10 protein-coding genes and 2 tRNA genes are annotated in these 12,138 nt (G+C 68.9%); 9 read left to right on the forward strand and 3 right to left on the reverse strand.

Translation table 11 applies throughout. The annotated features are described in order from the left end of the window. Positions 1-174 precede the first annotated feature (174 nt). Positions 175-3,123, reverse strand: coding sequence for a UPF0182 family protein (locus tag ACGFNU_RS07215; RefSeq protein ID WP_392591051.1), 2,949 nt, complete (start codon positions 3,121-3,123; stop codon positions 175-177). A gap of 117 nt (positions 3,124-3,240) precedes the next feature. On the opposite strand from ACGFNU_RS07215, the gene ACGFNU_RS07220 reads away from it, so the two are divergent. The 5 genes from ACGFNU_RS07220 to ACGFNU_RS07240 all read left to right on the forward strand — a co-directional run bounded on the left by ACGFNU_RS07220 (position 3,241) and on the right by ACGFNU_RS07240 (position 6,728). Further along, complete coding sequence (locus ACGFNU_RS07220; protein ID WP_392591052.1) at positions 3,241-3,768, forward strand: PPA1309 family protein; 528 nt, start codon at positions 3,241-3,243, stop codon at positions 3,766-3,768. A gap of 22 nt (positions 3,769-3,790) precedes the next feature. Then, positions 3,791-4,222: a molybdenum cofactor biosynthesis protein MoaE gene (locus ACGFNU_RS07225; RefSeq protein ID WP_392593431.1), complete on the forward strand. Its 432-nt coding sequence runs from the start codon at positions 3,791-3,793 to the stop codon at positions 4,220-4,222. Between the two features lie 50 nt (positions 4,223-4,272). After that, a complete protein-coding gene (locus ACGFNU_RS07230) occupies positions 4,273-5,325 on the forward strand; it encodes a PDZ domain-containing protein (RefSeq protein ID WP_392591054.1) in 1,053 nt (350 codons plus the stop codon). Positions 5,326-5,371: 46 nt separating this feature from the next. After that, positions 5,372-5,445, forward strand: a tRNA-Met gene (locus tag ACGFNU_RS07235). 284 nt (positions 5,446-5,729) lie between these two features. Next, on the forward strand, positions 5,730-6,728 hold the full coding sequence (locus ACGFNU_RS07240) for a rod shape-determining protein (protein WP_392591056.1): 999 nt from the start codon (positions 5,730-5,732) through the stop codon (positions 6,726-6,728). On the opposite strand, the gene ACGFNU_RS07245 is transcribed toward ACGFNU_RS07240, so the two are convergent. Continuing rightward, a complete protein-coding gene (locus tag ACGFNU_RS07245) occupies positions 6,725-7,915 on the reverse strand; it encodes a cytochrome P450 (RefSeq protein WP_392591058.1) in 1,191 nt (396 codons plus the stop codon). The genes ACGFNU_RS07240 and ACGFNU_RS07245 overlap by 4 nt on opposite strands. 44 nt (positions 7,916-7,959) lie before the next feature. Here ACGFNU_RS07245 and ACGFNU_RS07250 point away from each other — a divergent pair, with 44 nt between their 5' ends. From ACGFNU_RS07250 to ACGFNU_RS07260, 3 genes are all read left to right on the forward strand, one after another. Next, on the forward strand, positions 7,960-8,628 hold the full coding sequence (locus ACGFNU_RS07250; protein ID WP_392591059.1) for a TetR/AcrR family transcriptional regulator: 669 nt from the start codon (positions 7,960-7,962) through the stop codon (positions 8,626-8,628). Further along, a tRNA-Met gene (locus tag ACGFNU_RS07255) sits at positions 8,606-8,679 on the forward strand. The genes ACGFNU_RS07250 and ACGFNU_RS07255 overlap by 23 nt, the downstream gene beginning before the upstream one ends. Positions 8,680-9,031: 352 nt before the next feature. After that, positions 9,032-9,394 carry a DUF3054 domain-containing protein gene (locus tag ACGFNU_RS07260; RefSeq protein ID WP_392591061.1) on the forward strand — a complete coding sequence of 121 codons (363 nt, stop codon included), beginning with the start codon at positions 9,032-9,034 and terminating at the stop codon, positions 9,392-9,394. On the opposite strand, the gene ACGFNU_RS07265 is transcribed toward ACGFNU_RS07260, so the two are convergent. Beyond that, a complete protein-coding gene (locus ACGFNU_RS07265; protein ID WP_392591063.1) occupies positions 9,383-10,333 on the reverse strand; it encodes an alpha/beta hydrolase in 951 nt (316 codons plus the stop codon). The genes ACGFNU_RS07260 and ACGFNU_RS07265 overlap by 12 nt on opposite strands. A 130-nt stretch (positions 10,334-10,463) precedes the next feature. On the opposite strand from ACGFNU_RS07265, the gene ACGFNU_RS07270 reads away from it, so the two are divergent. Next, the gene (locus ACGFNU_RS07270; RefSeq protein WP_392591065.1) at positions 10,464-12,113 is read left to right on the forward strand and encodes an AMP-binding protein; all 1,650 of its coding nucleotides are present in this window, start codon (positions 10,464-10,466) and stop codon (positions 12,111-12,113) included. Positions 12,114-12,138: the final 25 nt, after the last annotated feature.

Here is a 12,138-nt window from a genome sequence, read left to right on the forward strand (position 1 = left end):
CGCCCCCCCCGGGCGCCACCGCCGCGGCGGCGCGGCCCCCGGGGGGGGGGGCGGCGGGGGGGGGGGCCGGGGGGGGGGGCGGCCCCGGGGGGGGGGGGGGGCCCCCCCCCCGCCCCCCCCCACAACCCTGCTTTCAGTTTTGCTTCCCAGGCCCTTCCGCCTTGGCGGCCAGAGTTAATCCGATGGGGACGCGGTCGCGCTGGGGGACGCGGAAGGCGAGGCCGAGGGCGACGGCGACGGGCTGGTCTTGGGCTTCGCCTGCGCCGCCTGCTGTGCCGCGGCCAGATCCTGCTGGGCCTGCTTGAGCTTCTTCCAGGCCTCTCCCATGGCCGCGTAGTTGCCCTCGCGCTGCGCCTTCTCGAACTCGGCGATGGCCGCTTGGAGCGCGCTCAGCGCCTTCTGTCCCGCGGCGCTCAGCTGGCCGGTGGCCTGCGGACCGGGCTGGGTGGGCGCGGTGGGCGTCGGGACCCCCGAACCGCCGAAGATCTGTTTGAGGGCGTCCTGCAACGTGTTGCCCGCGGCGATCTGCTTGTTGAAGCGGACGAGCACCTTGCCCAGGATCGGATACGGCTCCTGCTCACGTCCTCCCGCCGCCATCGCGTACATCGGCTCGACGTAGAGAAGGCCACCTGCGAAGGGCAGGGTCAGCATGTTGCCGGCCACGGTCTGCGTGTTGCCCAGACGCAGCTCGTTCAGCTGGGTCTTGACGGTCTGGTCGGTCTCGAAGGCGTTCTGCACCTGCCCGGGACCCTCTGTCGTCGCCGAACGCGGCAACTCCAAGATCCTGATCTTGCCGTACGAGGGACCGGGAGTGGAGTTGACCGCCATGAACGCGGCCAGGTTGGCGTTGTCCCTCGGGTTGAAGACGGTGGTCAGCGAGAACTCGGGCGCCGTCGCCCCCGGCATCTGCAGGCTCTGGTAGTACGGCGGTTGGGTTTTGCCCTTGGACGTCGGGTCTTGCGGCACCTGCCAGAAGCCCTGCGCGCCGTAGAAGGCGTCGGGCTGGGTCACGTGGTACTGCGTCAGTATGTTGCGCTGGACCTTGAACAGATCCGACGGGTACCTGAAGTGGTCCATGAGCCCCGGCACCCGGTCGATGGCGCTCTTGGGCTCGACGGTGCCCTTGAAGACCTTCATCCACGTCCGGACGATCGGGTCCTTGTCGTCCCATTGGTAGAGACGAACGGTGCCGTCGTAGGCGTCGACCGTGGCCTTGACCGAGTTGCGGATGTAGTTGACGTGGTCGTCGGTCTGCTTGGCGACGGCCGACCGCGTGTCGGTGATGGTGTCGCGCGTCGCGTTGCCCAGGCTCCTGCTCTCGGAGTACGGGTAGCTGTTGGACGTGGTGTAGCCGTCCAGGATCCACAGGATGCGGCCGTTGACCAGCGCGGGGTAGGGGTTGCCGTCCAGGGTGAGCCAGGGCGCGGCGCGCTGCACCATGTCGCGCGGTGAACGGTTGTAGAGGATCTTCGCCCCGGGCTTGATCGCGCCCGACAGGAGGAGGTTCTTCTCCTGGAACTTCGTGGCGAACAGCAGCTTGTTGAAGAACGAGTCGATCGGGACGCCGCCCGTACCGCTGTAGGTCGTGTTGCTCTGCCCGGCCGCGCTGTTGTCGGGGTAGTCCAGCTCGTTCTGGCCCTGCCCGCCCGCGATCGAGTAACTGGAGGAGCGCTCGCCGAAGTAGATCTGCGGCTTGTCGATCCGCAGGGTCCCGGTCGGGGGCTTGCCCGAGGCGTCGGTGGTGGGCATGTCCCTGGTCATGAACGAGGGGGTGCCGCCCTCGGCGAACTGCCCGCCGTCGGCGGACACGAAGCCGTAGCCGTGCGTGTAGACCAGCTTGTCCTTGACCCAGCTCTGCTGCCCCGCCGGCGCCCCGGACAGCTCGCGCAGCGCGACGATCATGTCCTTGGACTTGTTGTCGACCTTGTAGCGGTCGACGTCCAGGGTGTCGGGGAACTTGTAGAACGGGCGCCGCTGCTGGAGCTGCTGGAACGTCTCGCCCACCACGTTGGGGTCGAGCAGCCGCACGTCGGTGAGGTTGTCGGCCTGCTCCTTCAGCTTCTTGGGATCGGTCTCCTGGGCCGTGCCGTACTGCGTGACCTCGGCGGTATCGATCCCGTACGCGGCGCGGGTGGCCGCGATGTTGCGCGAGATGTACTGGCGCTCCTTGGCCAGCTCGTCCGGCTTGACCTGGAACTGCTGGATCAGCAGCGGATAGACGCCGCCGACGAGGATCGCCGACACCACCAGCAGGGTGAAGCCCACGCCGGGCAGCATCATGCCGCGCCGCGTGATGTTGACGAAGAACAGCGCGGCACAGATCAGCGCTATCAGCGCCAGGATCGTCTTGGCCGGGAGCAGCGCGTTCACGTCCGTGTAGGAGGCGCCGGTCACCACGCCGCGTTCGGAATGCGCCAGCCCGTACCGGTCGAACCAGTAGGCGAACGCCTTCAGCAGCACGAAGAGCCCGACCAGCACCGACAGGTGGGCGCGCGCGGGCCCGCTGGCCTTGTCACCGGGACCCTGCAACCGCAGCCCGCCGTACAGGTAGTGCACGGCCACCGACGCCAGGATCGACAGGATGACCGTGGCGAAGACCACACCCAGCACCAGCCGCAAGAACGGGTAGGTGAAGACGTAGAACGAGATGTCCCTGTGGAACTGCGGGTCTTCGAGCCCGAACGACGTCCGGTTGAGGAACGCCAGGAACACCGGCCACTGGCCCGACACCGACGAGCCCGTCAGCAGGCCCAGCAGCCCGAGCAGCCCGCCCGCGATCAGCTTGCGATGCGGATCGACGACGGCGCGGTAGCGCTCCAGGCCCTGCTGCTCGACCGACAGCGGGCGGTACGCCGGCCGCAGCTTGTAGGCGATCACCATGTTGGCGCCCACCAGCGCGGCCATCAGCAGCCCCGCGCCGAAGAACAGCAACACCCGGGCCCACAACTGCGTCGTGTAGACCGACGAGAAGCCGACCGAGCGATACCAGAGCAGATTCGTCCAGATGGACGTGAACACCATGAACGCGACCAGCAGAATCGCCAGCGCGACCAGCACCGGAATCACCAGCCGCGTCCGGCCGGTACCGAGCCGGCGCCCGAATCCGGGAGTCCGGAAGGTCAATGCCCTCTCCGTTCCAGGTCATGCCCACCGGCTGAAGGCCGGTGCTGTCTATGCAACTTACCGACTTGGCGGGGGGTTCCAGCATTTCCTTCGCGGGATTGGGGGGAAGATGACCACGTGAGTCTTCTGGAAGAAGTCGTGCTGGACCTGGAACGCCACTCCGCTCAGGAAGGATGGGACGCCGCACCGAAGCTCTACGCGCTCGTGCAGAGCGCCGAACTGCGGCACGCCGAGCCGGACCTGGCCGACGAGCTGGGCCTGCCCGCCGACGCCGACACCCTCGCCGCGCTGGAGCAGCCCGCGCTGCCCGAGGAGGGCGCCGTGGAGGACGCGCTGGCGACGATCGCCTGGCCGGAGGCGGTCGCGGGCTGCGCCCTGGTGATCGAACGCGTCGTCCTGCCGCCGGAGGCCGAGGAGGAGATCCCCGAGGACGAGAAGGAGGCCGCCGCCTGGGCCGCCGAGCACCCCAAGCGTGAGGACGTCCGCATGGTGGTCGGCGTGCTCCGCGACGGCACCCGCCATTCGGCCCTCCGTCTCCGCCGCCACGACGCCGACGACGAGGTCCTGGTCGGCCCCGACCTGGTGCCCGCTCTGGCCGAGGCACTGGTCGCCACGTTCGAACCGGACGAGCCGGGCGCCGGGTAACCTGCCAGACGTGAGCGAGGTCATGGCTTCCGGCGGCGTCATCCGGTTGATCGGCGTCCGCGAGACGCCCCTGTCGGTCGACGAGGTCTTCAACGCGGTCGGCGATCCGGGCGCGGGCGGCACCACGGTCTTCGTCGGCACCGTCCGCGACTCCGACCACGCGCGCGCCGTCCGCCGCCTGTCCTACAGCGCCCATCCCACCGTCGAACGCGAGCTCCGCGCCGTCATGGAGAAGGTCGTCGCCGACTTTCCGGTCAAGGCCATCGCGGCCGTCCACCGGGTCGGAGACCTGGAGATCGGCGATCTCGCCGTGGTGGTCGCGGCGTCCTGCCCGCACCGCGGCGAGGCGTTCGAGGCGTGCCGGCGGCTGATCGACGATCTCAAGGCGCAGGTGCCGATCTGGAAGCACCAACTCTTCGAGGACGGCGGAGACGAGTGGGTCGGGGCCTGCTGACGCGTGGGTCGGGCGCCGCCACGGGCCCCGTGCCGCATAGAGTTTCCGGCATGTCTCGCCGTGCCGCCACCCTCACCCTCACGAGCGTGCTCGTCCTCGTCTTCGCCCTCGTGGGCTCGTTCATGCCGGTGCCCTATGTCGCGCTGATGCCCGGCCCGACGAGCAACACCCTCGGCACGAACGACAAGGGCCAGGAACTCGTCAGGATCGAGGGGCGGCAGACCTACCCCGACTCCGGGCACCTGAACTTCACGACGGTCACCTACCGGGGCGGCCCCGGCGCCCGGATCGACCTCTTCACCGCGCTGCGCGGCTGGGTCGACGGCGACGTGGCCATCGTCCCGGAAGAGACGATCTTCCCGAAGAAGCAGTCGCAGCAGGAGGTGGACGAGGAGAACACCCGCCAGATGCGCGACTCGCAGCAGAGCGCCGAGGCCGCAGCGCTCAACCAGCTCAAGATCCCGATCGCCACCCAGGTGCTGGTCGACTCCGTCCAGAAGGGCAAACCGGCCGACGGCAAGCTCAAGCCCGGCGACGAGGTCATCGCGGTGGACGGCACCAAGATGGCCAGCGTCGCGCAGGTCACCGCGCTGATGGCCAAGCGCAAGCCCGGCGCCGAGGTCGTCCTCACGATCAAGCGGAACAACGCCGAGCAGAAGGTCGAGCTCACCACCGTCGCGCTGCCCAAGGACGGCCGCGCCGTGGTCGGCATCGCCCTGGGCGACCAGTACAAGTTCCCGTTCAAGGTCGACATCAGCGTCGGCGACATCGGCGGCCCGAGCGCCGGCCTGATGTTCTCCCTCGCCATCGTCGACAAGCTCACCCCCGGCCCCCTCACCGGCGGCAAGTTCATCGCCGGCACCGGCACCATCACCCCCGAGGGCCAGGTCGGGCCGATCGGCGGCATCCAGCAGAAGATGATCGCCGCCCGCCAGGCCGGCGCCACGATCTTCCTGACCCCCAAGGACAACTGCTCCGACGCCGTGGCCGGCCGTCCCGACGGCCTGCGCCTCGTCCGGGCCGACACGCTGGACGGCGCGATCAAGTCGCTGGACGCCCTCAACGCGGGCAAGAAGGACCTCCCCGCCTGCCCCGGCGACTAACCGATTTGGCTCCATCCCCGTCCATGCCATAGAGTTAAGACATCGCCGCGGGGTGGAGCAGTTCGGTAGCTCGCTGGGCTCATAACCCAGAGGTCGTAGGTTCAAATCCTGCCCCCGCTACTGGGTTTGGGGTTGGTGTGCTCGCGGAAAGCGCGAGCCCCAACCCCTTTGCCATTTCTCCCAGGGGGCGACCCCCTGGAACCCCCGATGCGGGGCTTCGCCCCGCACCCCCTTTTGGGGCTTCGCCCCTTGCCCCTTTGGGGCTTCGCTCTTCTCGGGCATGAATGTGTGTCTGTGACTTTCGCCGCAGCCTTTCTTTGGTGAGCTCTTGACGGTGAGCGTGATCTGATCCGCCGGGGCAGCGGGTATGCCGGGGAAAACCGTCGAACGGCAAGGACCTGTTCATGGCGATCTTCGGCAGGGACACCGCGATAGATCTGGGAACCGCCTACACCCGCATTCACGTGCGGCGCGTGGGTCTGGTTTTGGACGAGCCTTCCCTGGTGGCGGTGGCGGACGGCCAGGTGATCGCCGCCGGGATCGAAGCGCAGCGGATGATCGGCCTCGCCGGGATCTCGATCGAGCACCCGGTGCGGCACGGTGCGATCGCGGATCTCGAGCTCGCCGAACGCATGCTGCGGCTCTTCCTGCGGAAGGTGCACAAGTGGCGGCGGCTCGCGCCGCCGTGCGTGGCCGTCGCGGTGCCGAGCGGTTCGACGGTGGTGGAACGGCGGGCGGTCCATGACGTGGCCTACCGGGCGGGAGCGCGTTCGGTGCGGCTCGTGGAGACCCCGGTCGCGGCCGCGCTCGGGTGCGGGCTCTCCCTGCGGGACGCCGTGGCGGTCCTGGCGGTCGATGTCGGCGCCGGCAGCACGGATGTCGCGATCCTGTCCCTGGGAGGTGTCGTCGTCGCCGAGACAGTGAAGGTCGGCGGAGACGACGTCGACCACGCGATCGCCACGCATGTCCAGGCGGAGCACGCGATGCTCGTCGGCGAGCTGGCCCCCGAGAAGTGGACGGACGACGGGACGGGCGGGCTCGAGATCAACGGCCGGTGGAAGGCGACCGGGCTGCCCGGCACCGTCACGCTCGGGGCCGAGGAGGTCGGGCAGGCCGCGGTCGAGCCGATCACGGCGATCGTGACCACGGTGCGGGGCGTCCTGGAGAGCTGTCCGCCGGAGCTGTCCGGCGACTTGATGGACCGGGGGATCGCGCTGACCGGGGGCGGTTCGCTGCTGCACGGGCTGACCGACCTCCTGCGCAAGGAGACCAGGCTCCCGGTGCAGATCGCCGACGAGCCGTTCTACGCCGTGATCCTCGGGACCGCCAGCCACCTGGACGGGGTGGAGACGCCGAGGCGGCCGCAGCGCCGCAAGCGGAAGCCCAAGATCGCGGTCGGCTAGACGCCGGTGGCGGGCAGGGCGATCCAGCCGCGGGTGAACGGGGACGAGACGCGCTTCGCGTTGCCGAGATCGACTCCCGCGTGCGGATGGCGCGAGTAGAGCTCTTCGAGAGCGACGCGGGCCTGCAGTTTGGCCAGGTGCGACCCGATGCAGAAATGCACGCCGGTCGCGAATCCGAGGTGGCGTGGGATCTCCCGCGTGATGTCGAGGGTGCCGGCGGTCTCGCCGAACTCGCGCTCGTCCCGGTTGGCCGCCCCGTACAGCATCATCACCTTCTCGCCCGCCGGGATCTCGACGCCGTGGAACGTGACGGGCCTGGTGGTCGTGCGTCCCAAGGCCTGGACCGAGCCTTCGAGACGCAGGAACTCCAGCAGCGCGTTCGGGATCAGCGACGGATCGGCGACGAGCTTCTCGCGCTGCGCGTGGTGGCCGTCGAGGAGCGCGACGCCGTGCGAGATGAGGTTGCCGGTGGTGTCGTTGCCCCCGGCGACCATCACGAAGCAGAAACCGAGGATGTCCCAGTCCGTCAGGCGTTCGCCGTCGAGCTCGGCCCTGGTCAGCGCGCTGATGAGGTCGTCGGCCGGGTCGGCGCGGCGGGCCGCCACCACGTCGCCGAAGTAGGCGAACATCTCCGCCACGGCCTCGACGGCGCCGCCTTCGAGGGAGCCGGTGCCGAATCCGTCGTCCTGCAGCGTGGTCAGCGCGCTCACCCACGGGTCGAAGCGGGCGCGGTCCGCGGCCGGGACGCCGAGGAGATGGGCGAGGGCGAACGTGGGCAGCGGCGACGAGAAGTCGCGGTGGAGATCGACGGGCTCGCCGTCGGCGGACCTGCGTTCCATGGCGTCGAGGCGGCCGCGGACGAACTCGCGCAGGAGGCCTTCGAGCGCGGAGATCCGGCGCGGCGTGAAGCCGTGGCTGATCAGCCGCCGGAGCCGGGTGTGCCGTGGCGGGTCGAGCATCACCATCGTCGGGGCCAGCCCCAGTGTGCCGATTTCGTCCGGATAGAACGTCAGACCCTGCGCGGACGAGAACGTCGCGGGATCGCGGACCGCCGTCCAGACGTCGGCGAATCGCGACAGCGCCCAGAACGGCGGATCGCCGTGCCGGTGCACGGGGTCGTCGTCACGGAGCCGCTGGTAGGCGCGATACGGGTCGGCTTGGAAGCCCGGATCGAACGGGTCGTACATGTTTAACGCCTCCCGTTATTAACGCCCCCTGTTAGTATCACCGCGTGCCGAGAGACGCAAGGGCGACCAAGGAACTGCTGATGCGGGCCGGAGCCCGCCTCTTCGCCACCGAGGGCATCGACGCCGCCCGCACCCGCGACATCGTGGCGCTGGCCGGGCAGGCCAACGACTCGGCCATCACCTACCACTTCGGCTCCCGCCGCGGGCTTCTGGCGGCGATCCTCCGCGCGGGCGTCGAGCGGATGGAACCCGCGCGTGCCGAAGCGCTCGGCACGCTTGATCCGGCTGACCTGAGGGCCGTCGTCGCGGCGATCGTCGAGCCGATCGCCGACGAGCTGGAGACCGACGAGGGGCGCGACTTCCTGCGGATCGTGGTGCAGGTCGCCGGTCAGGCGGGCGTGCGGAGCCACACCGTGCCCGCGCTGATCCAGGACACGGCGATCGCCCGGCAGTTGCGGATGCTCGAAGACGCGTGCCGCACGTTCCTCCCCGAACCACTCGCGCTCGAACGCATCGCCGTGGTCATCGCGTTCCTCACCGCCGCCCTCGCCGACCGCACCGGCCGCGACGACTCCCTGCTCGACCACGACGCCTTCGTGGCCGATCTCGTCGAGATGCTCACCGCCGCCCTCCGCGCCCCGGTAATCAGTTCGCGTTCACCCTCTGGACGCTATACAGTTGAGTCATCGCCGCGGGGTGGAGCAGTTCGGTAGCTCGCTGGGCTCATAACCCAGAGGTCGCAGGTTCAAATCCTGCCCCCGCTACAGGGTCTGGGGTCAGTGTGCTCGCGGAAAGCGCGAGCCCTGGCCCCTTCGCCATTTCCCCCAGGGGGGCGACCCCCTGGAACCCCCGATGCGGGGGCTCCGCCCCGCACCCCTTTTGGGGCTTCGCCCCTTGCCCCCTCGGGGCTTCGCCCCTTTTGGGCTCCGCCCCTTGCCCCCTCGGGGCTTCGCCCCTTTTGGGCTCCGCCCCTTGCCCCCTCGGGGCTTCGCCCCTTTTGGGCTCCGCCCTTTCCCCGGGAGTTGGGGCTTCGCCCCTTTGGGCTCCGCCCTTTCCCCGGGGGTTTGGGGCTTCGCCCCTTGCCCCCTTTTGAGGGGGTGTCGGTAGCCTGGTTCTATGCGGAGGGTGATTGCTGCGGGGCTGGATGTTTGTTGCTTGCTGGTCTTCGTGGCCATCGGGCGGGCTTCTCACGAAGAGGCGGCCAGTTTGAGTGGGTTCGGCACTACGGCTTGGCCGTTTCTGGTCGGGCTGGCGCTCGGGTGGGGCGTGACGCGGGGGTGGCGTGAGCCGTTCGCGTTCGTCCCGGCAGGGATCGGGATCTGGGCGGTGACGGTCGCTGGTGGCATGGCGCTGCGCGCGCTCTCTGGGCAGGGCACGGCTGTCGCGTTCGTCATCGTCGCCACGGTCTTCACCGGAGTGACATTGCTTGGGTGGCGGCTGGCCGCGCGCTTCGTGCGGGTGAGAAGCCTAAGCGCCTAGGGACTTCATGATCAGGGGCCAGGAGCGGTGCAGTTCGTACTTCCAGTAGGCCCAGCTGTGCGTGCCCTTGGCGTAGAGGTGCGTTGTGATCGGGATGTTCAGCTGTTTGAGGCGCTTGAGGAACGGCTGGGTGGTGTACCAGCAGAACGCCTCGGCCGGGTCGGCCGCTTGGGCGGTGGGCGGGTCGAGCGGGCCCTTCACGCCCTTGCGGGCGACCGAGAGGTAGAGCTTGGTGCCTCGGAGTCCGGCGGCTCTTGAGAGGGGGTCGTGGGCCGTCCAGATGTTGCGCTGGAAGATCGGGTGGCCCCACATCGCGTACTTGTCGGTGAACGGACCCAGGCCGGACAGGCCCGTCATCAGGACGTCCGGTGCGCCGTTGGTGAGGATGGAGCCGTAGCCGCTGTACGAGGCGGCGAAGCGGAACATGCCGGGGTGGCGGGCCGCGTAGATCAGCGCGCCGTAGCCTCCGGAGGACTGGCCCAGGATCGCGCGTTTCCTGTTCGCTTTGTAGCGTTTTTCCAGGAGTGAGCGCAGTTCGGTGAGATGGAAGGTCTCCCAGGCCGGGCTGCCGCCGCGTCCGTAGTTCCACCAGTTGGTGTAGCCGCCCGCGAAGCCGCCTTCGGGCATGACGACGAGCACCTGGCGGCGTTTGGCGAGGGCGGCGATGTCGGTCTTCTTCGACCAGGCGGTGTAGCGGTCGTTGCCGCCGTGCAGCGCCCACACGGTCGGCCAGGTGCGCTTGGCCTTGCGCGACCAGCCCTTGGGTACGAGCAGGCGGACCTTGAGCGTCCTCCGCATCGTCGTGGACTTGATCGTGAGCTCCAGCATCTGGGAGCTCAGTTTCTTCTCGCTGACGGTCGTCGCCTGGGCCGGCGCACTGAGGAGTGCCGTGGACAGGAGGGCGCCGATCGTCAGGGCGAAGAGTCGCCGGTTCTCCATGGGGGGTGACGGTAACAATGGGGCCGAGGGTGAGGAAATCCCCCGGAGTGAATTTTCTTCGCGATTGGTTTGACGCGGATGCGGCCGTCCTGGTGAAGTTACTCACGAGTCACACGCGAAGGGACCCCGCATGACATCTGCGCTGCGCGACTGGCTGGACAAGCCGAACAATGGTCGCGGTGTGCACCTGGCCAGCGACGACGGCGGGTGGGAGTTCCGCGGCTACGGGGAGCTGGCGTCGGCCGCGCGCCGTACCGGCGGGGCGCTCATCGAGGAAGGCGTGCGGCCCGGTGACGTGGTGTGCATGATCCTTCCGACCGACTTCACGTGCATCGAGACGTACTACGGGGTGTGGGCCGCGGGCGCGACCGTCTGTCTGATCACGCCGCCGCTGTTCCAGGACGGGGACGACTACGTCGCGCATGTGGCGGCCATTTTGCGGCAGGCCAAGCCGGTGCTGACCATCGCCTCGGCTGATCTGGCGCCGCTCGCGGGGCGGGCGATGGAGCAGGCCGGGTTGCCGGGGGAGCCTTGGGAACCCCGGCGGGCTGATGCTGAGGCGGACGTGCAGGAGGTGGGCGAGCTCGCGTTGCTGCAGTTCACCTCGGGGTCCAGCGGCGCTCCGCGGGGTGTCATGGTCACCTGGGACAACCTGGAGGCCAACTCCGAGCTCATCGCGCGCAGCGCCGGGTTCGAGGAGGACGACACCGTCGCCTCGTGGTTGCCGCTCTACCATGACATGGGATTGATCGGGTGTTTTCTGACGCCGATCGCCCGGCAGGCTCAGCTGAAGCTGATGCGGCCTGATCACTTCATTCGGGATCCCGCTCGGTGGATTCGATGCTTTGTTGAGGCTCGGCACACGGCGGCTCCGCCGTTCGCGTACGCGTACGTGGCGCGGCGGGTGAAGCCGGAGCAGCTGGAGGGCGTCGACCTTTCGGGGTGGAAGACCGCGATCATCGGGGCCGAGCCGATCGATCCTCATTCGCTGGAGGTCTTCGCCGAGCTGCTGGAGCCGTTCGGGTTCTCGCGCACGGCGTTCAAGCCCGCGTTCGGCATGGCCGAGACCACCTTGCTGGTCTCGTTGGACGAGGTCGAGCGTGATCCGCTGGCCGTCAGGCCGGACAACGCTTCGCTTGCGTTCGGGCAGCCGGTGCGGATTCTGGAGCAGCACGGGCTGGGGCCGCGGTCGGTGGGCGCCAAGAACGGCTGGGTCGTCGGGTGCGGCACACCTCAGGAGGATGTGCCGGTCAAGATCGTTGATGATGATGGGGTGGAGCTGGCGGAGGGGTGTCTGGGCGAGATTGTGGTTGGTGGTGACTCCGCTTGCCCGGGGTACTACGCCGGGGCTGAGGGCAAGTCGACCCGCTTTAAGGACGGCGAGGTCTTCACGGGCGACGCGGGGTTCTTCCACGAGGGTCAGCTCTTCGTGCTCGGCCGGATGGGCGACAGCATCAAGGTGCGCGGCCGTTCGGTCTATGTGGAGGACCTCGAAGCCAAGATCGCCGAAGTCACCGGGCTCGGCAAGGGGCGCATCGTGGTCACGGCCGTGCCGGGAGCCGGGCAGAAGGGCCTCGCGTTGTTCGCTGAGACGAACGACGACGCGTGGGCGCCCGACGTCCGGGAGATGGTGCGGCGGCGGCTCGGGGACGAGGGCGTCGAGCTCACGATCATCGTGGGGAGCGGGCTCATCCAGCGCACCTCCAGCGGGAAGCCGCGGCGAAGGTTCATGTGGGAACGCCTCCAGGCTGGGAAGATGCCCGGAGCCCGGACCGTCTGATCACTTATTGCGCATCCCGTCCACA

It is taken from the genome of Spirillospora sp. NPDC048911 (assembly GCF_043198015.1).
In the GTDB taxonomy this organism is placed as follows: domain Bacteria; phylum Actinomycetota; class Actinomycetes; order Streptosporangiales; family Streptosporangiaceae; genus Spirillospora.